This window comes from Hyphomonas sp., assembly GCF_018402285.1.
In the GTDB taxonomy this organism is placed as follows: domain Bacteria; phylum Pseudomonadota; class Alphaproteobacteria; order Caulobacterales; family Hyphomonadaceae; genus Hyphomonas.
In genome coordinates this window covers 559798-586148 of sequence record NZ_JAGYJH010000006.1, presented here as the reverse complement: position 1 = coordinate 586148, position 26351 = coordinate 559798, and the positions used below count along the sequence as shown (strand labels likewise).

At 63.8% G+C, this 26351-nt stretch carries 22 protein-coding genes; 11 read left to right on the top strand and 11 right to left on the bottom strand.

From position 1 onward, the window contains the following. Positions 1–2: 2 nt before the first annotated feature. On the bottom strand, positions 3–1829 hold the full coding sequence (gene glmS / locus KG722_RS14620) for a glutamine--fructose-6-phosphate transaminase (isomerizing) (RefSeq protein ID WP_213272784.1): 1827 nt from the start codon (positions 1827–1829) through the stop codon (positions 3–5). Positions 1830–2079: 250 nt separating this feature from the next. Between glmS and cysD the strand changes: the two genes are divergently transcribed. From cysD to KG722_RS14580, 7 genes are all read left to right on the top strand, one after another. Then, positions 2080–2982: a sulfate adenylyltransferase subunit CysD gene (cysD, locus tag KG722_RS14615; RefSeq protein ID WP_213272782.1), complete on the top strand. Its 903-nt coding sequence runs from the start codon at positions 2080–2082 to the stop codon at positions 2980–2982. After that, on the top strand, positions 2982–4913 hold the full coding sequence (gene cysN / locus KG722_RS14610) for a sulfate adenylyltransferase subunit CysN (protein ID WP_213272780.1): 1932 nt from the start codon (positions 2982–2984) through the stop codon (positions 4911–4913). The genes cysD and cysN overlap by 1 nt, the downstream gene beginning before the upstream one ends. A 112-nt stretch (positions 4914–5025) precedes the next feature. Then, positions 5026–5157 carry a sugar phosphate nucleotidyltransferase gene (locus tag KG722_RS15520; RefSeq protein ID WP_366910256.1) on the top strand — a complete coding sequence of 44 codons (132 nt, stop codon included), beginning with the start codon at positions 5026–5028 and terminating at the stop codon, positions 5155–5157. Beyond that, complete coding sequence (locus KG722_RS15280) at positions 5102–6076, top strand: sugar phosphate nucleotidyltransferase (RefSeq protein WP_300998577.1); 975 nt, start codon at positions 5102–5104, stop codon at positions 6074–6076. The genes KG722_RS15520 and KG722_RS15280 overlap by 56 nt, the downstream gene beginning before the upstream one ends. 123 nt (positions 6077–6199) lie before the next feature. After that, positions 6200–8581 (top strand): S8 family peptidase, encoded by a 2382-nt coding sequence (locus KG722_RS14590; protein ID WP_213272773.1) that lies wholly within the window; start codon positions 6200–6202, stop codon positions 8579–8581. After that, positions 8581–8949, top strand: a complete 369-nt coding sequence (locus tag KG722_RS14585; RefSeq protein ID WP_213272771.1) for a hypothetical protein — start codon at positions 8581–8583, stop codon at positions 8947–8949. The genes KG722_RS14590 and KG722_RS14585 overlap by 1 nt, the downstream gene beginning before the upstream one ends. Before the next feature lie 138 nt (positions 8950–9087). Then, positions 9088–10248 (top strand): ATP-binding protein, encoded by a 1161-nt coding sequence (locus tag KG722_RS14580; RefSeq protein ID WP_366910255.1) that lies wholly within the window; start codon positions 9088–9090, stop codon positions 10246–10248. A gap of 12 nt (positions 10249–10260) precedes the next feature. Here KG722_RS14580 and der read toward each other — a convergent pair whose 3' ends face one another. From der to panB, 4 genes are all read right to left on the bottom strand, one after another. Beyond that, on the bottom strand, positions 10261–11787 hold the full coding sequence (gene der / locus KG722_RS14575) for a ribosome biogenesis GTPase Der (RefSeq protein WP_213272768.1): 1527 nt from the start codon (positions 11785–11787) through the stop codon (positions 10261–10263). A gap of 51 nt (positions 11788–11838) precedes the next feature. Next, entirely contained in the window at positions 11839–13188 is a 1350-nt protein-coding gene (locus tag KG722_RS14570; RefSeq protein WP_213272766.1) for a PQQ-like beta-propeller repeat protein, read from the bottom strand. Then, positions 13185–13901 (bottom strand): tetratricopeptide repeat protein, encoded by a 717-nt coding sequence (locus KG722_RS14565; RefSeq protein ID WP_213272764.1) that lies wholly within the window; start codon positions 13899–13901, stop codon positions 13185–13187. The genes KG722_RS14570 and KG722_RS14565 overlap by 4 nt, the downstream gene beginning before the upstream one ends. A 79-nt stretch (positions 13902–13980) precedes the next feature. Next, positions 13981–14808, bottom strand: a complete 828-nt coding sequence (panB, locus tag KG722_RS14560; protein WP_213272762.1) for a 3-methyl-2-oxobutanoate hydroxymethyltransferase — start codon at positions 14806–14808, stop codon at positions 13981–13983. Positions 14809–14865: 57 nt separating this feature from the next. Between panB and KG722_RS14555 the strand changes: the two genes are divergently transcribed. Further along, positions 14866–15264: a hypothetical protein gene (locus KG722_RS14555; protein WP_213272760.1), complete on the top strand. Its 399-nt coding sequence runs from the start codon at positions 14866–14868 to the stop codon at positions 15262–15264. A gap of 10 nt (positions 15265–15274) precedes the next feature. On the opposite strand, the gene KG722_RS14550 is transcribed toward KG722_RS14555, so the two are convergent. After that, the gene (locus tag KG722_RS14550; protein ID WP_213272758.1) at positions 15275–15856 is read right to left on the bottom strand and encodes an NnrU family protein; all 582 of its coding nucleotides are present in this window, start codon (positions 15854–15856) and stop codon (positions 15275–15277) included. A gap of 334 nt (positions 15857–16190) precedes the next feature. Here KG722_RS14550 and KG722_RS14545 point away from each other — a divergent pair, with 334 nt between their 5' ends. Next, positions 16191–17270, top strand: a complete 1080-nt coding sequence (locus tag KG722_RS14545) for a GGDEF domain-containing protein (protein ID WP_213272756.1) — start codon at positions 16191–16193, stop codon at positions 17268–17270. A gap of 168 nt (positions 17271–17438) precedes the next feature. Then, on the top strand, positions 17439–19823 hold the full coding sequence (locus KG722_RS14540) for a bifunctional diguanylate cyclase/phosphodiesterase (RefSeq protein WP_213272754.1): 2385 nt from the start codon (positions 17439–17441) through the stop codon (positions 19821–19823). Position 19824: 1 nt separating this feature from the next. Here KG722_RS14540 and KG722_RS14535 read toward each other — a convergent pair whose 3' ends face one another. Beyond that, entirely contained in the window at positions 19825–21834 is a 2010-nt protein-coding gene (locus tag KG722_RS14535; protein ID WP_213272752.1) for a transglycosylase domain-containing protein, read from the bottom strand. A 211-nt stretch (positions 21835–22045) separates the two neighbouring features. Between KG722_RS14535 and KG722_RS14530 the strand changes: the two genes are divergently transcribed. After that, positions 22046–22486, top strand: a complete 441-nt coding sequence (locus KG722_RS14530; RefSeq protein WP_213272750.1) for a cytochrome c — start codon at positions 22046–22048, stop codon at positions 22484–22486. A 1-nt stretch (position 22487) separates the two neighbouring features. Here KG722_RS14530 and KG722_RS14525 read toward each other — a convergent pair whose 3' ends face one another. The 4 genes from KG722_RS14525 to rsmI form a co-directional block, all read right to left on the bottom strand. Further along, complete coding sequence (locus KG722_RS14525; RefSeq protein ID WP_213272748.1) at positions 22488–22808, bottom strand: hypothetical protein; 321 nt, start codon at positions 22806–22808, stop codon at positions 22488–22490. Positions 22809–22871: 63 nt separating this feature from the next. After that, positions 22872–24911: a S8 family serine peptidase gene (locus KG722_RS14520; RefSeq protein ID WP_213272746.1), complete on the bottom strand. Its 2040-nt coding sequence runs from the start codon at positions 24909–24911 to the stop codon at positions 22872–22874. Between the two features lie 204 nt (positions 24912–25115). Beyond that, positions 25116–25475 (bottom strand): YraN family protein, encoded by a 360-nt coding sequence (locus tag KG722_RS14515; protein ID WP_213272744.1) that lies wholly within the window; start codon positions 25473–25475, stop codon positions 25116–25118. Next, entirely contained in the window at positions 25465–26340 is an 876-nt protein-coding gene (rsmI, locus tag KG722_RS14510) for a 16S rRNA (cytidine(1402)-2'-O)-methyltransferase (protein ID WP_213272742.1), read from the bottom strand. The genes KG722_RS14515 and rsmI overlap by 11 nt, the downstream gene beginning before the upstream one ends. Positions 26341–26351: the final 11 nt, after the last annotated feature.

Here is a 26351-nt window from a genome sequence, read left to right as displayed (position 1 = left end):
CTCTATTCCACCGTCACCGATTTGGCGAGGTTGCGCGGCTGGTCGACATCGGTCCCGCGTGTCAGCGCCACATAATAGGCGAGCAGCTGGAGCGGAATGGCCGACAGGATCGGCAGGGAAATCTCGTCCCCGTCCGGCAGCTCGATCACATGATCGGCGCGCTTGCCCGCCGCCTTGATGCCGGCAGCATCAGAGATCAGGATGATCTCGGCCCCGCGCGCGCGCACTTCCTCGACATTGGAGATGGTCTTCTCGAAGAGCTCGTCCTTTGGCGCCACGACGATGACGGGCAGGCCCTTCTCGATCAGGGCGATGGGGCCGTGCTTGAGCTCACCGGCGGCATATCCTTCGGCATGGATATAGGAGACTTCCTTGAGTTTCAGCGCGCCTTCCAGCGCGAGGGGATAATACCGGCCCCGGCCCAGGAAGAGCACGTCCCGCTTGTCGGCAATGCGCCTGGCGATCTCCCTTACCTGCGGCGCGGCTTCCAGCGCCTGCGTCACCTTGCGCGGCAGCGCCAGCAGGCTGCGCACAAACTTCACCTCGTCTCCGGGCAGAAGGTGCCCGCGGGCCTTTGCTGCAGAGAGGGCGAGGATGGCGAGTACGGACAATTGGGCGGTGAACGCCTTGGTCGAGGCAACGCCGATCTCGGGCCCGGCATGGGTCGGCACGATCGAGGCCGCTTCCCGCGCGATCGAGCTTTCCGGAACGTTGACCACCGCAATCGCCGGCGTGCGGTTCTCGCGGCAATAGCGCAGCGCCGCCAGCGTATCGGCCGTTTCGCCCGACTGGCTGACGAACAGCGACAGGCCCTTCTGCGGCAGGACCGGGCGGCGATACCGGAATTCTGATGCGATGTCGGGCTCGAAGGCGAGGCGGGCGAGCTGCTCGAACCAGTATTTGGCTGTGAAGGCGGCATAGAACGCCGTGCCGCAGGCAATGGCGACGGCCCGGTCGGCATCGGCAAACAGGGTTTCAGCCGCGTCAGGCACGCTGACCGTCTGGGTCGCCTGGTTGATGTAGGGCATGATGGAGCGCGCCAGCGATTCAGGCTGCTCATGGATTTCCTTGAGCATGAAGTGATCATACTCGCCGCGCTCGATCAGCGCGTCATTGACCGCCGAGGTCACCCGCGCCCGGTTGACCCGCTGCCCAAGTGCATTGCGGATGTCAAAGCTGTTGCGGCGAAGGACAACCCAGTCGCCCTCTTCCAGATAGGTGACATCGCGGGTCAGGGGGGCGAGCGCGATGGCGTCGGAGCCCAGATACATCTCGTCCTCGCCATAGCCGAGCACCAGGGGCGAGCCCTTGCGGGCGCCGATCACAAGCTCGGGGTCGCTCGCAAAGATGGCCGCGATGGCAAAGGCGCCGTGGAAATGCTTCAGCGCCGCCTCGAAGGCAGCCACCGGGTCCTTTCCTTCGGCCATGTAGGCATCGATCAGCTGGGCGATGACTTCGCTGTCGGTCTCGGACTCGAATGTGCGGCCACGCCCTTCAAGCTCTTCGCGCAGCTCGCGGTAATTCTCGATGATGCCATTGTGGACGATGGCCACCGGGCCGGACATGTGAGGGTGGGCGTTGGCCTCGTTGGGCGCGCCATGGGTGGCCCAGCGGGTGTGGGCGATGCCGGTCAGGCCCGTGAGCGGGCTTTCATCGAGGCGCGCCTGAAGGTTAACGATCTTGCCCTTGGCGCGGCGGCGCTCGACACCGCCGGCAGCGGCCACGGCAACCCCGGCGCTGTCATAGCCGCGATATTCAAGCCGTTTCAGGCCCTCCACCAGGCGGCCAGCGACATCTTCCCTGCCTGCAATTGCAACGATACCACACATGAACTTCGCGCTCCGTTCGGGCTGCCCCCAGCCGATAAACCGACCGTCTCCATAAACCCATGGACCTGAGGCTGCACAATGACGATTTATGTGCATTTGTGACACCAATTGCGGCAGATTCAGGTCTGGCGCCCGGCCCGCTTTCGTTTAGCTTTGCTGAAGGGAGACTGCCAATCTAGCACGAAGCCTTTATTCCGGAGCCAAGGCCCGCTAAGCAAGCGCCAGAGCACCAGAACAGGATCAGAGACCCTTGCCCAACCTGACCCATCTAGACCGGCTGGAAGCCGAAAGCCTTCATATCCTGAGGGAGGTAGCGGCCGAATGCGAAAAGCCGGTGATGCTTTATTCCATCGGCAAGGATTCGGCTGTGATGCTGCATCTGGCGCTGAAGGCCTTCTATCCGGCAAGGCCCCCTTTCCCGCTCCTGCATGTTGATACGGGCTGGAAGTTCAGGGAGATGATCGCGTTCCGGGACCGCAAGGTGAAGGAGCTCGGCCTTGAACTCCTTGTCCATACGAATGAGGACGGGGTGAAGGAAGGCGTCGGCCCGTTCACCCATGGCTCGGCCTACCATACCGATGTGATGAAGACCGCCGCGCTGAAACAGGCGCTTGATAAATACGGCTTCGATGCCGCCTTTGGCGGGGCCCGCCGCGACGAGGAAAAGTCCCGCGCCAAGGAGCGCGTCATCTCGTTCCGCTCGGCTGGCCATCGCTGGGATCCCAAACGGCAGCGTCCGGAAATCTGGAACCTCTACAATACACGCATGCACAAGGGCGAAAGCCTGCGGGCCTTCCCTATTTCCAACTGGACCGAACTCGACATCTGGCAATACATCCGCCGCGAAGGCATCGAGCTTGTGCCGCTCTATATGGCAGCGCCCCGGCCGGTCGTCGCCTGGAACGACTCGCTGATCATGCTCGATGATGACCGCGTGCCGGCCGAGATCGCGGCAAAGGCAGAAGTCAGATCCGTCCGCTTCCGGACGCTTGGCTGCTATCCGCTGACGGGCGCGGTGGAGAGTGCCGCCGACACGCTCGATGACGTCATCCAGGAGATCCTCCTGACCACCACCTCCGAACGCCAGGGCCGGACCATCGACAAGGACCAGACCGCCTCGATGGAAAAGAAGAAGCAGGAAGGCTATTTCTGATGCGCCTCAATGACGATCTGATCGCTTCGGATATCGGCGCCTATCTGGAAGCGCACGAGAACAAGTCCCTCCTGCGCTTCATCACCTGCGGCTCGGTGGATGATGGCAAGTCGACCCTGATCGGGCGCCTGCTCTACGATTCCAAGATGATCTTCGAGGACCAGCTCACGGCGCTGGAGAACGATTCCAAAAAGGTCGGCACGCAGGGCGACAGCATTGATTTTGCGCTCCTGGTCGACGGCCTTGCCGCAGAGCGCGAGCAGGGCATCACCATCGATGTCGCCTATCGCTTCTTTGCCACCGAGAAACGCAAGTTCATCGTGGCCGATACGCCCGGACATGAACAGTACACGCGCAATATGGCAACGGGCGCTTCAACCGCTGACGCAGCCATCCTGATGATCGACGCGCGCAAGGGCGTGCTGACCCAGACCCGCCGTCACAGCTTCATCGCCAGCCTGCTGGGTATACGCCATCTGGTTCTGGCCGTGAACAAGATGGACCTGGTCGGCTTCAATCAGGACATCTTCGACGACATCGTCGCAGACTATCTGGCGTTTGCCGAAGGTCTTCCGGGCAAGGTCATTATCCAGCCCATTCCGCTCTCGGCGCTGGCCGGCACGAACATGACCGAGCGCTCGCCCGAGACGCCCTGGTATGACGGGCCGAGCCTGATCGAATACCTGGAAACCGTCGAGATCGCAAACGAGCAGGTATCGCGCCCCTTCCGCATGCCGGTGCAATGGGTCAGCCGGCCCAATCTGGATTTCCGCGGCTTTGCAGGCCAGGTTTCCAGCGGCGCCATCCGCGCGGGCGACCGGGTGCGGTCGCTTCCATCGGGCCGCGAGACGACGGTCACCCGGATCGTGACAGCCAGCGGTGACCTCGCCGAAGCGGTGGCCGGCCAGTCGATTACCCTGACCTTTGCCGACGAGATCGATACCTCCCGCGGCGACATGATCACTTCAGCCGATCAGCCTGCGGAAGTTTCCGACCAGTTCCAGGTACACCTCCTCTGGATGAGCGAGCAGCCGCTTCTGCCGGGCCGCCGCTATATCCTGAAATCGGGCGCCAAGACGGTGACCGCCACCGTCAATGCGCCAAAGCATGGCATCGACGTCAACACGCTGGCGGAAACCTCCGCGCGGACCGCCGAGCTCAACCAGATTGTCGTCACGACGCTTTCGCTCGACCAGCCGATCCCGTTTGATCCCTACAAGGATAACCGGGAAACCGGCGGCTTCATCCTGATCGACCGCCAGTCGAATGACACCGTCGCCCTCGGCCTGATCGATTTCGCCCTGCGGCGGGCTTCCAACATCCACTGGCAGGCGCTTGACATCAGCCGGGAAGCCCTTGCCGAGCAGAAGGGCCAGCGCGCGGCGGTGCTCTGGTTCACAGGGCTTTCAGGATCAGGCAAGTCCACCATTGCCAACGCGCTGCAGAAGCGCCTCTTCGCCTGCGGCCGCCACACCTTCATCCTGGACGGCGACAATGTCCGCCACGGGCTCAACCGGGATCTTGGCTTCACCGATGCTGACCGGGTGGAAAACATCCGCCGGGTCGCCAATGTTGCCCGGCTGATGTCGGATGCCGGCCTGATCACGCTGGTTTCGTTCATCTCCCCCTTCCGGGCCGAGCGGCAGCTGGCGCGCAACCTGATGCCGGACGGCGAGTTCATCGAAATCCATGTCGACACGCCGATCGAAGTCGCCGAAAGCCGGGATGTCAAAGGCCTCTACAAAAAGGCCCGCGCCGGGGAGATCCGCAATTTCACCGGGATCGACAGCCCGTACGAGCCGCCGGGCAACCCTGAAATCCGAATAAGCACGGCAGATCGCACGGCTGAAGACGTCGCCGAGGAGATCTTCGTGTATCTTGAAACGAACGGCTTCCTCAGCATCTGGGAAGGTCCGGCGAGCGGCATCTGAGACGGACCGGCTTGTGTTTACATCTGCCGGTTGATTCCTTTTGTCAGATGGGCTTTGTCGCGGTCTGGAAGATCGGACATGGGGACGAAGTGTGAGCATCCATCCAGTGATCATGTGCGGCGGCGCGGGGACGCGGCTCTGGCCTGCCTCTGACCGGGCCTGTCCCAAGCAGTTCCACCGGCTCGTCTCTGACAAATCGGTGTTCCAGGAAACGGTCCTGCGCTTCCGGGTCAGCAGAGGATGAAGGCGTCTTTGCCGCCCCGATCATCATCAGCAACGCGGCCTATGCGGGCATCATTGAAGACCAGCTCGCTGAAATCGGCGTCGAGGCGAGCGCCATCCTGCTCGAACCGGTCGGGCGCAACACCGCCGCCGTCGCAGCGCTTGCCGCCCGGGTCATTGCCGACAGGTTTCCCGGCGGTCTCGGCCTGCTCGTCCCGTCCGACCATTATATCGGCCTTCCGCGCGTCTTCCTCGACGCCGTCAGGCAAGCGGCTGCAACCGCATCAGACGGCTACATCACAACATTCGGCATCGCGCCCAGCCGGCCTGATACCGGCTTTGGCTATATCCAGGCGGGCAGCCCCCTCAGCGGCCCGGTCGCGCGCGTCGCCGCCTTCCGCGAAAAGCCTGACGCCGCCACCGCCGCCAGCTATCTTGCCAGCGGCCAGTACAGCTGGAACGCCGGCATTTTCCTCTTCGACGCGGCCACAATGCTCGGCGAACTGGCAGTCCATGCGCCGGCAATTCTCGCGACATCCGCGCAGGCCCTCGCCGCTGCGCGCCAGGAAGGCGCAAAGTTCTTTCTGGATGCCGGCATCTTTGCGTCGGTCCAGAACACATCGATCGACTATGCCGTGATGGAGCATACCAGCCGCGCGGCCGTCTATGCCCCGCTCGACTGCGCCTGGAGTGATATCGGCACCTGGGCGATGATCGGGGAAGTTTCCGCCCGCACGAACTCGCCCGAACCGGTCAGCGTTTCAGCTGGCGACTGCCTCGTCCATGCCGCCGAGGGCATCCTGGTCGCGCTGGTCGGGGTGGAAAACCTCGTGATTGTCGCAGACGGAACACGCGTCCTCGTGGCCGCCCGGGACAAATCCCAGGATGTCGGCAAGGTCGTCCAGGCCCTGAAAGACCGCGGGCTCGACACCTATCTCTGACACCTCTGCCGGACACCTCTGCCTGACACGGGGCCGGTTGCGCGGAAGGTAACTTGCCTGCACGCGGCAATCGCGACAGTCTCCACGCCAGGCGTGAGGGCGCCTCAGGAATGGGAGTGGCTCATGGCCCGGTCGGATTTCGATACACGCAAGACAGTCTCGATGGCGGCGGCGCTTTTGCTGTCGGCCTCTCCCCTGTGGCTCGCCGCCTGCGCCAGTGGCGGCGGGGGAAGCGGCGGCGGCTCGGCGCCCGTCCAGCCGCTGCCGCCTCCCCCGCCCCCCTCCTCCCCGCCGCCTCCGCCGCCACCGGCCCCTCCGCCTGCGTCTTTCGAGACCAGCGAATACAACACGACGCGCGGCCTTGGCCTGATCAATGCGTCCACCGCCTATTCGCGCGGGGCCACCGGCAGCGGCATTATTGTTGCCGTCATCGACACCGGCTCGGACCAGACCCATCCTGACCTCTCCGGCCAGTTCACCGGGCCAACCTTTGACGTAAACGCAGCCGACCGGTCGGATCCCGACATTGACGCGGAAGGACACGGCACGCTCGTGACCGGTATCATCGCGGCCAAACGAGACAATCAGGGCATCCTCGGCACGGCGTTCGAGGCGCGCATCCTCGACATCCGCGCAGACCGCCCGGGCAGCTGCGCCGAGCCGGACGGATGCCGCTATCCTGTTTCAGATGTCGCCGAAGCGATCCGTTACGCGGTCGACAATGGCGCGCGGGTCATCAACCTGTCGCTGGGATCAGAGCCCGGTTCCGACCAGACCATCGAGAACGCCATCGCGGCGGCCGCCGCGCGCGGCGTCCTCATTGTTGTCTCTGCCGGCAATGACGCAGAACCGCCGACCACGGATGAAGACGGTAATCCCGTAGCCGCCAAGGGAACCACCGCCAACAGCCCCTCGCGCGCAGCCGGGTATGCAAACTCCCTCGGGCGCGTGGTGGCCGTCGGCGCCGTCATCGCGTCGGACAATCCCTCGACACCGGAAGTGGAACAGGTTGGCCGGATTGCCGGCTTTTCAAACCGCGCAGGGCCTGACGCAAAGAACGCCTATATCCTGGCGCCGGGACAAGGCGTGGTCAGCACGGGCCCAGATGATGATGTCGTCTTCCCCGGTGACCCGACCAATGACGCCGATGACATCGGCGATTATTACCGGATCAGCGGCACGTCCTTTGCCGCGCCTTATGTGTCGGGTTCCCTCGCCCTCCTCCTGCAGACCTTTCCGAACCTGCAGGCACGGCCGGAAGACGCCCTGCGCATCCTGCTCGACACCGCAGATGATTACATCGACCCGAGCCCGGACCCCGTGCTCGGCATCGCGGCCGGCGTGGGCATCGACGACGTTTCAGGCGTTGGCCTGCTCAATCTTGCCCGGGCCTTCCAGCCCCAGGGCGCCCAGTCGGCCTATTTCGACGGGCAACGTGTCTTTCTGGACCAGCTCCCGGCCGCGCCGGGCGGCGCGTTCGGTGACTGGGCAGAGCATGGCGGTCTGTTTCAAGGCGTTGCCCTGATCGACCGGTATGACCGCGCCTTTGAGCTCAATGCAGCCGCGATGAGCCGCGCCCCAACGGCGCCCCTTGCCGATTTGCGTGTACGCACGGCGTCGCTCGCCGGAGAGACACGCGCCGTCCGCGCTGGCGGGATCGAGCTTTCCTGGCACACGCCCAGACTGTTTGAAGACCCTGCGGCCCCCTATCAAGCAGAGCCTGAGACACAGCTCTCGGCAACCTTCCGCTTTGATGGCGGCGCGGTTTCGGCCGGCCGGGGTGGCAGCCTGCCTCAGATTGCGCCGGTTGCGAGCCTCGTGACCGAGCCTGGCACGCCCGATGCTCTGAGCCCGGACGGCACCTGGGCCTCGATCACCCATGCTTTTGGCCCCGTGGATGTGCACGCCTTCACAGCATCTGACGCAGACCGCAGCCGGTTTGGCGCCGGCATCAGCCGCGGCGGCCTGGGCTGGCGCGCGCGCACGAGCCTTGAAACCATCGAAGACAATCAGACTGCCCTTGGCGGGGCGGTCCAGTCGCGTCTCGGCGCGGAGAATGAAGGCCAGTTGACGGCCCTAACGGCTGAAGCGGCTGCAGACATCGGCGGGGGCTGGTCCCTCTCGGGCGGGGCAGAACTTGGCCTTGTTGAACTGGAAGGGCTTGATACGAGCGCGGTTCAGACCTCCGGCTGGTCGCTCGGCGCCAGCCGCTTGCTCGGCCCGGCCACGCTCAGCTTTGTCCTTGCCCAGCCCCGCCGCGCCGAACGCGGCGTCCTGACCTTCGAGACGGTGACGGGCGCGGACACAGCCGGCTTCATTTTCAGTGAACGGCAGATCGCCCTGACACCGAGCGGCCGGCAGCTGAACTTCGAGACCCGCCTGCGCTGGCAATTGCAGGAAAGCTGGAGCGCCGAAACCGCCGCTGCCTGGATCACCTCGCCCAACCATGTTGCCACGGCCGATGATGCGGGCATCCTCTGGTTTGGCCTGCGAGGGCAGTTCTGATGCGCGGGCTCGTTGTTTTAGCGGCATGCGCAGCCCTGACCGGGTGCGCGCATTTCTTCCCGCCACAGACGCCGTGTCCGGATATTCTCAGCGCTGAAGCCTGGACGGACCGGATGCCAGGACCGGAGAAGCCAGCCTCTCCCCTGATCGTCTCCCTGCGCCTTGATACAGACACGCTCTGGATGCTGACGGCCATAACGCAGGAAGAAAGCCCGGCCGTGCTGCAGCTTGATCTTCAGCCCGGCGGGGCCGGGTATCCGGGCAGCGCCGGCTTTCGCAGCACACAGGCGGGTCATCCAGACAGCATCGAGATCGTCTGCGCCGGAAAGCTGCGCCATACGATCCGTGATGTGATGATCGTCAGCTGAGAGACAGATGATCAGTTCCGGATCGGAGTTGATTTTAAATCTAAGGTATATAAAACTTAGTATTTTGCCATTTATGGAAGATAATACCTTGCATTTCTGGAAGACATATCCATAAATGCAAGGATGATATCCCGCTGAATCGCACCGCTACTCAGCCAGCGACTGCAGCAGTTTCCTGCAGTTGGACTCCTCGGCCCCCGCCAGGCGGGCAAGACAACGCTCGCCCGAAGCCTCTCCTCACAGATCTCAAGCCCGCCGGCCGACTATCTCGACCTGGAGAACCCTGCGGATCTGGCGAAGCTGTCAGACCCCCTCGAGTATCTGAACCTCAAGGCGGACCGGCTCGTGATCATCGACGAGATCCAGAGGTCACCTGGCCTTTTCCAGGTGCTTCGCAGCGTAATTGATGATCGAATCCAAGCCGGGCGGCCTTCAGGACACTTTCTGCTTCTGGGTTCTGCCTCCATCGACCTTCTCAAACAGTCCAGCGAGAGCTTGGCAGGAAGGATCGCCTATCTGGAGATGACCCCGCTCGATGTTCTGGAAACAAATCCGGAATCTCAAGCCCATCTTTGGGTACGGGGCGGTTTTCCGCGCAGCCTGTTAGCACGCTCTGATGATGCCAGTGCAGCTTGGCGGGACAGTTTCATCACGACATACCTCGAGCGTGATATTCCTCAGCTGGGACCGAGGATTGCAGCAGAAACGCTGCGCCGGTTCTGGACGATGCTTGCCCATCGTCAGGGTAGCTTGCTCAATGCTGCAGAACTAGCACGCAGCCTCGCCGTCGACGGCAAGACGGTGGCAGCCTATCTGGATCTTATGGTCGATCTTCTCCTTGTGCGACGGTTAGCACCCTTCCATGCAAATGCAGGCAAGCGCCTCGTTAAATCCCCCAAGACCTATGTACGCGACAGCGGACTGGCACATTCCCTCCTGCGGCTAGAAACACTGGATGATGTTCTGGGACATCCGATTGCCGGGATGAGCTGGGAAGGGTTTGCAATCGAAAACCTGATCCAGTCAGCCCCTCAGCGATCGCGCGCAACCTTTTATCGCACAAGCGCCGGCGCAGAGATCGATCTTGTGCTTGAACTGCCAGGAAACAAACTCTGGGTGATCGAGATCAAGCGGGGGTCAGCACCCAACGTTACGAAGGGCTTCTTCCTGGCCCTGGAGCACTTGCAACCAGACCGAGCATTCATCGTCTATTCAGGCACTGACCGATATCCCAAATCGAAGAATGTAGAAGCGATCGGCCTGGCCGCCCTGTGTCAGGAGCTAGCCGACCTTGGCTAATCTGCCTCCGGATCAATCGTTGCGGCGCTTGTGGCGCGGCGGCCCGTCTGCGCCGACCTTGCCGGCATAGGGGTTCTTGCCCTGCCGAACGAACAGGCGGATGGGCACGCCGTGCATGTCAAAGGCTTCGCGGATCCCGTTGATGAGGTAGCGCTTGTAGCCTTCCGGCATCTGGTCCCCGCGCGAGGCGATCAGGACAAATGTCGGCGGGCGGGCCTTCATCTGCGCCATGTAGCGCGGCTTGATCCGCTTGCCCTGCACGCTTGGCGGCGGGTGATGCTCGACGGTGTGGCGCAGCCAGCGGTTGAGGTCGCCGGTCTTGGCCCGGGCGGTCCAGTCCTTGTAGACCTTGACGACGGCGGGCATCAGCTTGTCGATGTTGCGGCCCGTCAGGCCGGAGAGGAACACGACCGGCGCCCCGCCCGCATTCGGCATCAGGCGGTTGGCAAGGTCGCGGATATGGCGCGCGGCCCCGTCGGTGTCCTGAACGGTATCCCATTTGGAGATGACGAGGACGATGCCCCGGCCTTCGCGCAGGGCGAGGTCGGCGATCTGCAGGTCCTGTTTCTCCATCGCTTCATGCGCGTCCATGACGAGCGCAACGATGTCGGCATATTTCAGGGAACGGATGGTCTCGGCGGTCGACATACGCTCGAGCCGCTCCTGGACCCTGGACTTGCGGCGCAGGCCGGCGGTATCCACGAGGCGGATCTGGCGGCCTTCCCATTCCCAGTCGATGGTAATGGAATCGCGGGTGATCCCGGCTTCAGGCCCCGTCAGCAGGCGCTCGGACTGGAGCAGCTGGTTGATGAGCGTGGACTTGCCCGCATTCGGGCGGCCGACGATGGCCAGACGGATCGGGCGGTCTGCCTGCACAGGGGCGGCCGGGGCATCGACATCGGCCGCTTCGATGGCGGCGACAAGGTCGTCATCGGAAAGGGTCGTGTCTTCGATGTCGATATGGGCGAGCTTGTCGAGAATGTCTTCTCCGGCGCCGCGCTCATAATCGGGCTCGGCTTCTTCGAGGGCCCGCTCGAAGGCTTCCGGACCGAGGACGTTGCGGATGGCTTCGTAAAGCTCTGCCATCCCTTCGCCATGCTCGGCAGAGAGGCCGACAGGTTCGCCAAATCCGAGGCTGAACGCATCGAACACGCCTGCTTCTCCGGCGCGGCCTTCGGCCTTGTTGGCGGCGAGTACGACGGGAAGGTTTGCCTTGCGCAGCAGGGTGGCAAAGGTTTCGTCTTCCGGGGTCACGCCAACCCGGGCATCGACGAGGAAGAGAACGAGGTCTGCCTCGGCAATCGCCGCTTCGGTCTGGGCGCGCATGCGCGCTTCCAGGCTGTCATCCTTCACATTGTCGAAACCGGCCGTGTCGATCAGGGACAGCGGCAGGGAGGCCAGACGCCCCTCAGCGGTCTTGCGGTCGCGGGTCACGCCGGGCTGATCATCGACCAGAGCGATCTTCTTTCCAACCAAGCGGTTGAAAAGCGTCGATTTACCGACATTCGGCCGGCCGACGATGGCGAGCTTCAATGGCAAGGCTGGCGCCCTCCGCAGCGTGCAAAGCCGGAAGGCGCGCCCCCGGCCGGATTATCTGATGGCGATCAGGCGCGCCTCGTCCGTCAGGACGTAAAGCTTACCCTGCGCCACGATGGGCTCAAGATACACCGTATCGCCAAGTTTCAGCGAAGCGGTCTGCTGCCCCGTCTGGGTTGAGAAAGCAAGCATTTCCCCCTCAGAAGACACAGTGATCACCCGGTCTGAGGCCACAATCGGGGATGTGTAGCTGATCCGGTTCTTCTTTTTCTCTTCATTCCTGAACTGCGGCAGATCGCTCACCCAGAAGGCGTCGCCAGTCTGGGCATCGAGACAGGCGAGTTCGCCATTGAGGCCGATGACGAAGAGGTAGCGGCCGGCGAGCGCGGGCGCGCGGGTCGAGCCGACGGCCTTGCCCCAGATGCGGTTGCCGGTGCGCCCGTCAATGGCGACGGTGGCACCCGACTGGTTGGAGGCGAAGACCAGCCCTGCGCCCAGAACGGGCCGCGAGCCGATGTCGTTGATCTCGGAAATCGGCGTAAAGCCCCCTGCCTGCTGGATGGCGTCGGTCCAGAGACGGCGGCCGTTGGAGGCGAGATAGGCGATGATTTCCCCCGACGAGAACGGCGCGATCACGAATTCCTCGACGGCCGCAGCACTGGTGCTGCCAAGGACCCGGGCGGTTTCGGAGATGGCCTGATCGCTCCAGAGCGTCTGGCCGGTGGCAAGGTCAAGGGCGAAAATCTCGTTATTGTTGGAGCTGACAAAGATACGGCCGTCGGCAACCGTGGGCGAACCGGTCATCGGGGCGCCGAGGGCGCGCTGCCATTTCTGGTCGCCCGATGCCTTGTCGAGGGCCGCGACATAGCCATAGCCGCTGGCGACGATGACCGTATCGCCGGAAACGGCGATGCCGCCGCCGACAGCGCCTTTGTCCCGGCGGGAGAGGCCTTCGAGTTTTTCGGTCCAGACGGCGCCGCCATCGGACAGGCGCATGGCACGGACGGTCTGGAGGGAATCGAGGACGAAGATCAGGTTGCCGTCGGTTACCGGCGTTGCGGTCAGGGCCGCCTTGCGGGTCGAGCCCTTGCCGGCGGAGCGGCGCCAGTCGATCTTGAGTTCGGGCGCCGCGATGACATGGCCGGCGACTTTCGAAGCGCTGCCACCTGCTTCGGGCCAGGCTTCAACCGCCACGGCGGGCGGCAGCTCGATCGCAACGCCTGCCAGACCCGGTTCAGGCGCCACCCGTTCCTCGTCCAGCACCATTGCCAGACGGCCGGCCTTGTCTTCTGCTTCCTTTTCGGCGGCGCTGTTGCCGCCAAATCTCGGCAGGCTGTTGCAGCCCGACAGGGCGAGCGCGGCAGCAAGCGCGCTTGTCAGTAGAATGGTGCGGGCAAACTTCATTGGCCGGTCTCCTGCGGCTCGGCCGGCGCCGCCTCGGCGGGCGCGGCCTCTGTTGCTTCTTCTGTTTCCGGCGGAACCGGGATCGCGGCGAGCGCGATATCGGCTCGCTGGACCAGTCCCTGAGGGGCATAGGCATCAAACCGCAGGCGGTTGTAGATCGTGCGCGCGCGGGCAAGATCGCCGGCTTCGAACGCCTTGGCCCCGATCAGCTCGCGCGACAGCGCGCCAAGCGTGCTTTCGTCGTCGGCGAGGCTGCCGAGCGTAAGTTCAAGTTCCTCAAGCGTCATCGTGTCGGCTTTGAAATAGGCCGATTTGAGCAGCGCCAGACGCTCATACGGGCCGCCTTCGATGCCGCCGACGGAGGCGAGCAGCTCGGCGGCGGCGGCGGCGTCTCCGCCGCCTTCAAACTTCGTCTGGGCAAGGAAATGGGCAGCCAGGGGGGCAAGCCTTGGATCATCGTTCATGATCCTGGTGAAGGCTTCTTCGGCCCCCGCATAGTCGGCGTCTTCGAGCGCGCGGATGCCGGTTTCCAGCGCCAGGGCGCGGGCTTCGCGGCGCGCTTCGGCCTGGGGCTTGAGCACGAATTCATTGACGGCGACGCCGATAATCAGGGCCGCAACACCGCCATAGACAAAGGGGCGCCACTTTTTCCAGAGCCCCTCCAGTTTTTCCTGGCGGATGCCTTCATCAACTTCAGTGAAAATGTCGCTCACGCTGGCGCTCCGGCGGGGGTTTGGGGACTCGGGCGCGAACCTAGACGGCCGAGGGCAGGCCTGCAACGGATCAGCGCTGTTAAGACCCTTGTTTTCGCAGGCTGTAGGTTTCAGCCGTGCCCGGGAAGCGCCGGGCGCGCACGTCAGCGGCGTATTCTGCGGCGGCCATATCGATGGCCTCACGCAGATCGGCATAGCGCCGGACGAATTTGGGCGTCCAGTCAAAGAGGCCGAGCATGTCCTGGGTGACCAGAACCTGGCCATCACAGGACGCCGAGGCGCCGATCCCGATGGTCGGGCAGCTGACCTCTGCGGTGATGGCGGCGGCGAGATCTTCAGCGACGCCTTCGATCACGATGCAGAAGGCGCCTGCATCCGCCGCGGCGCGCGCTTCGGCGAGGACGCGCTCGCGTTCATCTTCGGTGCGGCCCTTGGCGCGGAAGCCGCCATCGACATTGATCGCCTGCGGGCGCAGGCCGATATGGCCCATGACCGGGATGCCACGCTCGACGAGGTGGGCGATCTGGCCGGCGGCATAGGCGCCGCTTTCGATCTTGATCGCCTGGCAGCCGGTTTCCTTCATGATCCGCGCCGCGTTCAGGAAGGCCTGATCGGCATTGGTTTCATAGGAACCGAAGGGCATGTCGACGACGACCATGGCCTGGGACGAACCGCGCATGACCGCCTGGCCGTGGAGGATCATCATTTCCATCGTCACGCCAACGGTGGAGGGCAGGCCATGGACCACCATGCCCAGGCTGTCGCCCACGAGGAGAAGGTCACAATGGGGATCAAGGATCGCGGCGGTCGGGGCGTCATACGCCGTCAACATGACAAGTGGCGTGGCCCCTTTTGCGGCGGCGATGTCCTTGACGGTCTTGCGGGCGGTCCGGGTTTGTTTTGACATGGCGCCTGCGATAGCGGCTGAATGGCGCTGCCGCAAGAAAACAACGGGAAGCCCGGCATGAAGGCTCGTATTGCGCCCCTGTTTCTATGGCCGGTTGCCTATGGCGCCGGCGCGTTTGCGATCGGTTTCCTGCTGGGCATGCTGCGTGAACTTGTTCTCATTCCGGCGTTCGGCGAGCGGGCGGGGCATTTGATCGAGTTTCCGCTCGTGACAGGCCTCGTCGCGGCGCTCGGCCTGTGGGCCGGCCGGCGGGCTTCCCCGCCCGGGATCCTGCTCGGCCCTGGCGGGGTGGCTGTTCTGGTCCTGCTGGAAAGCACGCTGGCTCTGGGCGTCATCGGGCAGACAGTGCCCGAATACCTCGCCCATTACGACCTCATGCAGGGGGCCCTTTTTCCCTATGGACTGGCGATCATGGCACTTGCCCCGATCCTGGGGAAACGCAGCCGCCGGGCCTGAGGGTTTCAGGTCAGCCCGGCAGGGCGGGCATACCAAAGAGGATCGGGTGGAGCCAGAGAAGGATGGCCGCGTAGACCCCTGCCCCGATCACCACGGCGGCGATGTCGCCCATGGCCGAAACGGGCGCGTCCGGGCCCGGGCCGATATTGCCGCGCCTTTTCAGGGCGATCCGGTCAATCACGCCATAGGCGAGGAAGCTGCCGAAAAGGAGGACGGAGTTGAGCTCGCCATTGGCCAGAAGGTGACCAAACGCCCAGATCTTCACCGCGAGCAGCATGGGGTGCTTGGCTGCCTTCTTGATGCGGCCGGTGGGCATATAGGCCGCCACCAGCAGGATCATCGCCGGGAGCATCAGGACGAGGTTGAGATGGGCAAGGCCCGGGGGCGGGGTGTAGAGGACCGGCGCGGGCCGGGCGGCGCCGAAGCCCCAGACGATCAGGACAAAGCCGGCCAGCGAGACGAGGCTGTAGAGGCCCATATAGGGGCCTTCTCCAAGCTTCTGGCGTATATCCCTGCCCGGCGCGCGGCTGCGGAAGGTGGAGAACAGGTGGGCTCCGAAGAAGATGATGAGCCCCAGGATAAGATAGGTCATGGCGGTGCCTCCCCGGCGTTTTGGGGATGCTAGCGTGATTGCGAAGGCCGGGGAAGCACGGGCGGGCGGAACGGTCGGAGCGGCCGGCCCGGGGAAGCAGGCCTCTGGCTGTCATTTCGGAAAGGTCCGCAAAACCTCTTACAGGAAGCCCAAGAACTCCAGCAGCATTTGTGCGCCAAAAAGATGCCTGATCTGGCCAGGTCAGGCCAGGTCAGGGCAGATCGCGGGTGTATGGCGCGCCGCGATCGTAAAAAAAACACGTCATCCGGTATTAACCCTACTCAAACCCTCTTTTGCTAGGTTTCTCAAACAAGATATCTTGAATGGAGCCCCCATGGGCGCGCAACTGATTGAAAGAGCCTCCCCGGCCACCCCTTCCGAACAGCGGGCGCAGCTCGATTTCCGGGAAGCGTGCAAGGCCGCCGTGCGCGTGTTCCAGCTCAGCGAGAAGTACAAGACCGCGCCCTATCCCAATGCGTATGCGGTTTGGTTTGCCTATTCGACCAAGGCCGACGCAGGCCTTGTGGCCGAGATTGACGAGCTGCTGCTCGGGCAGGACGCAATTTCGTCCTATGACATCGAGCTGCTCTTCCAGGCATATCTTGCCCAGGAGCAGACGGTGTTTGCCACCCATGACATCAGCCAGGCCATCGGCGACGAGATCGAGGAAGTGCTCTCCGTGATCGGGTCGAGCCTGCAGCAGAATACAAGCTTCACCGACACGCTCTCGACGCTTGAGACGACCTTGCCGAAAGCCTCTTCCCCGGAAGAGCTCTCGAGCCTCGTTTCGGGCCTGATTGCCGAAAACCGCCGCATGAGCGCGGTGACGCTGGAACTCAACCAGGGCCTTGCCCGCTCGCAGGGCCTGATCACGACCCTGAGCGAGCAGCTGGACGAGGTGCGCACGCAGAGCCTGCGCGATCCGCTGACCTCCATTCCCAACCGCCGCGCCTTCGACAAGACGCTCCAGGAAGTGATGGAACACGCCACCCGCACGCGCGAGCCGCTGTGCGTGGCGATGGCCGACCTTGATCACTTCAAGGCGCTCAATGATACCCATGGCCACCAGGCCGGGGATATCGTGCTGCAGAATTTTGCCCGGCTGATCTCGGCAAGCGCCGACGAGCCGCGCATGGTGGCGCGCTATGGCGGTGAGGAATTTGCGATCATCTTCCCCGGCAGTGACCTGATGACGGCTTATAACCGGCTCGTCAGCATCAAGCACATGCTGAGCAAGACGGTGCACCAAGCCGAAGCGGGCGCTGCGCCCCTGCCAATGGTGACCGCCTCGTTCGGGGTGGCAAAGTTTGTACCCGGAATGACCGCGCGCGAGGTGCTGCAGAAAGCCGATGCGAGCCTTTATGATGCCAAGGGCAAGGGGCGCAACCGCGTCTGCGCGCCAGGCATCGGCTGAAACGTCCGCGCGGCAGCAGGCCAGCACGCCTGCGTGTTAACCCTGAGCGTGCAACCTTTTTTTGCTGACGGCAGGGCGATCGCGAAAATTTCCGCCACCGCCTAACCTTGAAATTAACGCAATGCGCGTAGTCCTGAAGGCAACGAAAAAGCCTTGTGAGACCGGCAAATGTTCACCTTGAAGATGCTTGATGAGCGGCTGGAGGCAGCCGTGAAATTCATCAGATCGGTTCCGGTGCCAGAAAAGCTTCAGGCTGGCCTGAGGACCAAGCAGGTCAATTCGATTCGTCATCTCATCGTGGTGATGCTGCTGGTCGGGCTGCTCAACACCGCCATCGTGATGCTGCAGCTGCGTATCAGCGGGGTGAGCCCCATGGCGGCCTTCTGGGGCTTCGGCCTGATCCTTCTCAACGGCCTGACCTTCCTGCAGCACCTCCGGGGGCAGAAATACAGTCAGGCGCCTGGCTATGCTGAGCGCAAGATTGACGCGGTGGCCAAGGGCGCAACCCTGCACGGCCTGTTCTGGGGCGCTCTGCCCCTGATGGTGGCGATCGGCGCGGCCGAAGCGCAATTCATGGCCATCCTGACCATCACTGCCGGCATGATGTTTGGCGGGACATTTCTCCTCTCCCGCGTGCCGGTTGCGGCGGTGTGTTTCATTGTTCCGATCGGAATTGGCCTGGTGAGCGCGGCTCTCCTGAGGGGCGGACTGACCAGCCAGCTGATCGGCGTTCTGTCAGCCGTTTATGTCTTTGTGCTGATTTATTCGGTCCGCTGGGCGCACCGGCAGTTTGTCCAGCAATACTTGAGTGAAGCAGCCCTTGCCGAGCAATCGCAGGTGATCAGCCTGCTGCTGCGCGACTTTGGCGAAAGCTCCTCTGACTGGCTGTGGCAGACCGGCGCGGATTTCCGGATCGAGGCCGTTCCCTGCAGCGGAAGCAATGACGAAAAATCCAGGGCGTTCATGAGCGCCGGGCGCAGTTTCTTCTCGCTGTTCCAGAGCGGGCAGAGCCGCCGGAAACTGGAAGAGACCATGCAGGCGCGCGAGCCCTTTCAGGACGTGGTGCTGCAGGTGCGCGTATCGGGCGGGGACACTTGCTGGGTCTCGCTGACGGGCAAGCCCGTCCATGAAGATGACCGGTTCGTGGGGTTCCGGGGTGTTGCCTCCAACGTGACCCAGGCCAAGCAGGCCGAAGACCGCATCGAACAGATGGCGCATTTTGACGACCTGACCGGCCTGCCCAACCGCGCCAACCTCCTTTCGCAGCTGGATGGCTGGGCAACCGCGCCATTGCCGGCTGCATCCGGGCGGGCACTTCTGTGCCTCGACCTTGATACGTTCAAGGTAATCAATGACACGATGGGTCATCAGGCGGCGGATCTGCTCCTGCGGCAGGTGACCAACCGGTTGACCGAATGCTCCCTTCCCGCCGACATCGTCGCGCGCATCGCCAGTGACGGATTTGTCCTGGCGGTCGAGCGGCCGCTGAAAGACGGGCTTGAGGACTTCCTCGACAGGCTCTCGGCCTATCTCAGCGAGCCTTATTCGGTCTGGGGCGCGGCAATTGTCTGTACAGCCTCCATTGGTGTCCGGCGGCTTGATGACCGCAATCTGGATGCACCGGCCGCGCTGAAACACGCAGACCTCGCCATGCATGCCGCGCGCCGGAAGGGCAAGGGCCAGTGGGCGATGTTCACGGGCGAGATGGCTGAGCGGGCCGAAGCAAGGCTGCGCGGGGAGTGCGATCTGCGCCAGGCGATCGAGCTTGGCCAGCTGCATCTTGTCTACCAGCCGCAGATAAGCGCGCAGACGCACAAGGTTGTCGGTTTTGAGGCGCTGGTGCGCTGGAACCATCCGAAGCTCGGCATGATCCCGCCTTCGGAATTTGTTCCGATTGCAGAAGAAAACGGGATGATCGTGCCGATCGGCGAGTGGATCATCCGCTCGGCGATGGCGCAGGCGGCGCGCCTGCCGGAGCACATCAAGGTTGCGATCAATATCTCGCCGCTGCAGATGAACTCGACGAACCTTGTCTCGACGATCGTGCATGCGCTGGCGGCCAACCGGCTCGACCCTTCACGCATCGAACTGGAGATCACCGAGTCGGTGCTGATGGCCGACACCGGCTTTGCGCTCGACCGGCTGCGCCAGCTGCGCGACATGGGCCTGCGCATCTCGCTGGATGATTTCGGGACAGGGTATTCCTCACTGAGCTATCTCAGGATGTTCCCGTTCCACAAGATCAAGATCGACCAGAGCTTCGTGCGGGACATCGAGACCGATACCGAAAGCCGGGCGATCACCCAGGCGACACTCAGCCTTGCAAAGCTGATGGGGCTGCGGTGTACGGCTGAAGGCGTGGAGACGCTGTTCCAGGCAAGCTTCCTGCGCGAGCATGGCTGCGACGAGTTGCAGGGCTACCTGGTGGGCAAGCCCCAGCCGATGGACAGGATGTTGCACCTGATCGAGGCTGCCGGCGGCATGCCTTCTGAAGACCAGGCCGAGGCGCCGGCGCTGGCGGCGCCAACGCCCGCGAACGCCATCGCGAGCTGAGCTATTCGGCCTGCTGGACCGGGCCGCCGCGGCTGGCGGTGCGGGAGGAACCGGATGCAGCGGAGAAGGCCTGGGCCATGCCGCGATAAAAGGTGATGCGCTCTTCGGCAGCCGGATCAAGGATGACGGCGCGGTTTGCCCCGATGAGGGCTTCAGGTTTCCTGCCCTCATGGGCGATTTCCATGATGCCTGACCAGAGCTCGGCCGGAAGGGCGCCGCCGGTGACGCGCTTCATGGGCGTATCATCATCATTGCCGACCCAGACCCCGCCGAGATAGGCCGCCGTGAAGCCGATGAACCAGGCGTCGCGCGACTCCTGGCTGGTGCCGGTCTTGCCGGCGACGGTCCAGCCATTGATGCGGGCGCGCCCGCCGGTGCCGATGGGCGCGCTGACCGAGCGCATCATCATGGCGTTCATTTCGGCGGCAAGGTCTTCGGCGTAGACACGTTCACGCCCGGAGGCGGGGTGTTCGTAATAGACCTGTCCGCGCGAGTCCGTGACGCGCTCGATGAGGAAGGGCTCGGTGCGGTAGCCCCCTGACTGGAACACGCCGTAAGCGCGCACGAGTTCCCAGAGGGAGACTTCCTGGCTGCCAAGGGCAATCGAGGGAAAGGGCTTGAGCTCGCTGGCGATGCCGAACCGTTTGGCAAGGGCGGCGACACGCTCGGGACTGGTTTCGTTACCGAGCTCTGCGGCGACGGTGTTGGTGGAGCGGGTGAGCGCTTCAGAGAGCGTCATCGGGCCGTGATATTCGCCGCTATAGTTCACCGGTTGCCATTTGCCGATGGTGATCGGGCGGTCATTGAAGACGTCATAGGGTGAGTAGCCGTCTTCCAGCGCGAGGGCGAAGACAAAGGGCTTGAAGCTGGAACCGGGCTGGCGTCTGGACTGGGTGGCCCGGTTGAAGGGGGAGAGCGCGTAATCGACGCCCCCGGTCAGGGCGACAACGCGGCCGGTGCGGTCAAGGATCAGGGCGGAGACCTGGCTGGCGGAGGACGCCTTGCCGTCCCTGGCGAGGCGCGCGGCGAGCAGGCTTTGCGTTTTCTGCTGGATTTCCGGATCGATCGTCAGCTGGACGACGGCGTCACCCGGCACGCGGGGCAGCATCGCGGCAAGGCGTTCGGCGGCAGCGTCCAGCACATATCCAAGCTGGGGATCGTAGCGCGGCGCGGGAAGTATGGTGATTGCCGCCTCGCGGGCGGCGGCGGCTTCCTGTCTGGAGATGAAGCGCTCGCTCTCCATTTCCTTCAGCACGTAAAGCTGCCGGGATTTGGCGCCGTCGAGATTGTCCCGGAGATTTAGCTTGGACGGGGCCTTGGGGAGGGCGGCGAGGAGAGCGGCCTCATGGATCTTGAGCTCCGCCGGGGCCTTGCCGAAATAATGCCGGGAGGCCGCGTCGATGCCATAGAGGCCGGCGCCGAAATAGATGCGGTTGAGATAGAGGGAGAGGATCTCGTCCTTCGTCATCCGCTTTTCGAGCTGGCGGGCGAGCGTGATTTCCTGCGCCTTGCGCTCCATCGTCTGGCGCGGGCTGAGGACAAGGTTCTTCACCAGCTGCTGGGTGATGGTGGAGGCGCCCGAGACGGTTTCGCCGGCGGCCGCGTTGGAGAGGGCCGCGCGGGCGATGGCGGCCTCATCGGCGCCGTCATGTTCGTAGAAGCGCTTGTCCTCGGCAGCGATGAAGGCCTGGGAGACGTGTTTGGGAAGCTCTGCCACCGTGATGGCACGGCCATAGCGGGGGCCGCGGACGGCGAGCGTGTTGCCTTTGCTATCGATGAACTCGATGGAAGGCTCGCGCTGGGCCTGCCAGAGATCGGCCACTTCGGGCAGTTTGGGCATGCCGCTGTGCAGGCTTTGCCATTTCCACAGCGCCCAGCCGCCGCCGCAGAGGATGAGAACGCCGATGGCGATCACAAGCAGGCGCAACGGGCTGAGGCGCCGCGCGGAAAGCGCCGCTGGGGGAACGCGGATGACCCTTGGCTTGCGGGGCGGTCGGTGGCTGTCGGTCATATGTGGATGGCCCGGCCTGAATGCTGAAATACGCCTGAAACCCGCAGCCTAACTGATAGAAGATTACGGCAGGGTGAAGGCACCTGCCGGTACTAGGGAAAAGTACGGGTTTGCCTTGCGCCCGCCTTGTTGAAGGGTGATGCTGAACCCTGGCGCCCGTTCCGGCCCGCCAGTCTCTAGTCCGCCAGTCTCTAGTCCGGGGAAAAAAGCGATGCGAACCACCCTGCCCTTTCTCCTTGCTGCCGCCAGCCTGCTGGTGATGGCTGCCTGCGAACAGAAACCGCCCGGGCCGCCAGATGTGCCGGCCGGCACAGAGACGCTGCCCGCCCCGGATGCCCCTGCCCCGCCCCTGTTTGACGCCCAGGCGCTGGGCATTCCGATGGATGAGGCCTCGATTGCCGATGGCGAGGCGATTGCCCAGACCCATTGCGCCATCTGTCACGGCATGGGCCAGGATGCCAGCCTGCGGGCAGACGCCCCGCCGCTGCGCTATGTCCTGTCGCTCTACTCCCCTGAAAACCTTGCCGAAGACTTCCGGGCGGGCATTCATGTGGGCCATGAGACCATGCCGGACTTCGTGTTCGGGGATCTCGGGATGGATGTGCTGCTGGCCTATCTGGTGAGCATTCAGGAGGCGCCAGAAGCCCAATAGGTTATTGCGGAGCGCTGAGACTGTCGGACTGAACGGCCTCTACAAGCCCTGTTTGCCGGGCAGCCTCAATGGCGTCCGGCGCCGCTGTGACGATGATTGTCGGCAAGCCTTCAAGAACTTCAACGGAGTGCGCCTCGTGTTGCTGCAGGGCGGCAACAACCTTGTCCATATCCGCCTGTGAGGCCGCCTGTCCCTCTTCATGGGAGACGGTGATGACATAGCGGTCCATTGGCGCTTCCTTTTCACCCGGACTTCCGGCACTTCCCGGCTGGGAACAGGCAGCGGCGGCGCTGGCCGCGAGAATAGCGAAATATTTCAGCATGAAAGTCTCCCTTGGCAGACAGACCGGCCCGGCGACACGCCGGGCCGGCTGCGTTTGCAGGACTTATTGTGCAAGCCAGTAGGTGAATGACGGCCCCGGCCGGCCGACATAGCATTGCCGGTTGAAGCGGTGGCGATTGATGGCATCAAGGGCCTGCTGGGCTTCAGAATTGTTCGGGAACATCTTCATTGATGAACGCCCGTCAGTGAGCCGCCACTGGCTGCCCACCCGTTCGACGGAGAGATCGCTCCGGCTGAAGGAGATACAGTCTTCTAAACCATGCGCGCCGTTTGCAGAACCGGTCCCGGCCAGCAGATACGTCATCGAAGGATTGGGGCGGCCAACATAGCAGGTGCGGTCAAAGCCGTATTTGCGAATGATCGCGAGCGCCGCTTCACCTTCCGCCTTGTTGCTGCCGAAAGCAAACATCAGGGACCGGCCGTCGGTGATCGTCCAGCCGCCGGTGCCGCCGCGGTTGACGAGGGACAGCGAGGCGGTGTTGTGGGTGATGCAATCGTCGCGCGGGGCGAGTTGCTCGGCGGCGGCAGCCAGATTGATCCGCCGGCGGGTAACTGTGCCGCCCGTCCGGCCATCGGTCACATTCACACCTGTCGTGCGCAGCGTGTTGACGATGTCGGATATGGAGGTGTCAGGCGAGAGGGAGACAAGCGCCGCAATCGCGCCGGCCACCTGGGGGGCGGCCATGCTGGTGCCGTTCTTCGACTGGAAGCCACCACCGGGTACGGATGAATTTATGCTCGAGCCCGGCGCCAGCAGGTCGACCGTATTGGACATGTTGGAGAAACCCGAGACCGCATCGCCATCTGTCGTCGATCCAACTGTGACAGCTGTCGAGATACAGCCAGGCGCGCTGACCGCATTGACCCGGCTGTTATTGCCCGAGGCGATCACGGTCGCAACGCCTGCCGCCCAGAGCTGGTCGATCACCGGCTTGCGGACATCGCCGTTGCAGGTGCCGGTGTTGTTGCCGCCGCCAAGGCTCATATTGGCGGCAACGATATTGCGCGCTGCCCGCCTTGCATTAACCCTCTGGAGACCGCGGATCTGATCGGAATCATATGTCAGGACGCACGGAGACGCACGGCCGGCATTGGCGCAATTCTGCGGGCCGCCGGGAGAATCGGTAAACAGCGAAAAGACCTGTACCGACATGATGTCGGCCCGCGGAGCAACGCCGTCAAACGCGCCTCCGTCGCCGGCAGCGATGCCCGCCACATGTGTGCCGTGATCGCAGGATGTCGAACCGGTGCAGGCGCCGCCCGATACGAGTGTGGTTGCACTCGTTGCCCCGCCCGGACAAAGGGATGTGGCCCCCTGCGATGCGACATTTGAGGAGTAACAGGCCCCCTCAACCACACGGCCGCCGAAGAAGGGGTGCGTGCGGTCCACGCCCGTATCAAGGATAGCGATGGTCGTGCCGGCGCCGCGGGCCTCGAGCGCATGGGCGTCAGCCACGCCGATCACCGTGCCGGACGAGGCCAGCATGGGCGCCGAGAGCTTGTCTTCGACGACCAGGGCAAACTGGCCGCTCTCCTGAAGGACGCCAAGCTGATTGCGGGTCACCTCCATTGTGGCAAGAGGCAGGTTCGGGATCGGGCGAAATGAACCGATGCCGCGCGCCTGGACAAATGTCAGGGTCTGATTATTTGCCGCCTGGAGCTTGTCGGATTTGAGCGCCGTGACGCTTGCCGCTGTTGTGCGGGATTCGCCCTGATCGACAGCCGCCTGATTATACTGAACGATCACACGGACGGGTAAATCCGTCTGCTGAAGTTTCAGCTGAAGCTGATCGAGCCCCTGAAGCTGTACGGCCTGAGGCAATGGAGCGGGCACGGGAATCGGTGTGATGGGTCCGGGAACCACCGGGCCAGGCGCGGTCTGCAGACGCGGCGCCGGGCCTTGCACGGGCACAGAGGGGGTCATCTTCCGGAGTTCTGGTACCTTGCCCGCAGGGGTCTGCTGTACCTGTTTCTCCGGTGTTTCCTCAACCTTGCCCTGGCTGCTGGCGCCTATGGCTGCGCTCATGCCAAGCAAGGACGCACACAGAAATGCGCGCGTCGTTGCAGCTGCTCTGAATTTCATGTTTTCCTCCCACCGATCCTGAATGTACGGGCTGCACCGGCGCTTTCCTGCCTGTTTGCAGCCAGGGGACCCTATCACAGACTGACCTCCCCTTCACCTGTAAACTGGACGGCCGGCCGGCCGGGACGAAATACCAGACCGGCCTGAAGGTCCCTGGTTCGGGTCAGGGATAATCCGGGACCGGATGAGCCAGTTTACCGGCCCTCAGGCAAGGCCTGGCCGCCAGGCATCTTTCAGGTGACGCGGCAGCTGGCCGGGCGCCAGGGTGATGAGGTCGTAACGCCGCCCATAACCGGCAAATTTCGGGCGCTGACCCAACCAGGCCTCGGCGGCCGGGGACATGCGCTGCCAGGAGGCGGCGCTGAGGGCGTCGTCCAGGCCGGCGCGGGCCTTCACCTCGACAAAGGCAATGAGGCGGCCCTTGCGGGCGATCAGGTCAATCTCCCCCACCGGAAGTTTCACGCCCATGGCGAGGATGGAATAGCCCTTGAGCCGCAGCCAGAGGGCGGCGCGGCGCGCGGCAGCGCGCCCGCGCGCCCCGGCGATCTCTCGCTTAGCCGGCATCACCGGATTTGAGCCGGAGGGCGCGCTGGTAGACTTCCCGGCGCGGCAGGCCGAGGGCTTCGGCAACGCTGGCGGCGGCGTCTTTTGTGGGGAGCGTGAGGAGCGCGTCGCGCAAGGCCGTGTCGAGATCCTCGGCTGTTGCGGACTTTTCTTCCGGCGGGCCGGCGAGGAGAACGATTTCGCCGCGGGGCGGGCCGGCGGTTTCGTAATGCGCGGCAAGGCCCGCCAGCGTGCCGCGTCTTGTTTCCTCGAACATCTTGGTCAGCTCGCGGGCGACGGCGGCCGGGCGCCTGCCCCCCAGAACGGCAGCCAGATCGGCAAGGCTGTCGGCCAGGCGCGGGCCGCTTTCATAGAAGACGAGCGTGGCAGGAACGTGTTTCAATGTTTCGAGCGCGGCTTTGCGTGCGCCGGGTTTGGGCGGCAGAAAGCCGGCAAACAGGAACCGGTCACTGGGCAGGCCGGAGGCGACGAGCCCCGCCAGAAGCGCCGAGGCGCCCGGCACGGGATGCACCTTGTGGCCTGCTTCCAGCGCGTCGTGCACCAGCTTCCAGCCAGGATCGGACACCAGCGGCGTGCCGGCATCGGAAATCAGGGCAATGCGGCCGCCTGCGGCGAGGCGGGAGAGGATCTGTGGTCTCCGTTCGGCCCCATTATGGTCATGGTAGGGGCTGAGACGGGCTTTAATCCCGTAGGCGGACATTAGTTTTGCCGCCACGCGGGTGTCTTCGGCCAGAACCTCATCCGCGGCGGACAGGATGTCGAGCGCGCGAAGGGTGATGTCCCGGAGGTTGCCGATCGGGGTGGAAACAACATAGAGGCCCGGTGAAACGGCAACGGGCTGTTGCCCGGCACCGGCGGCGCTCATAGAGTTGCCCT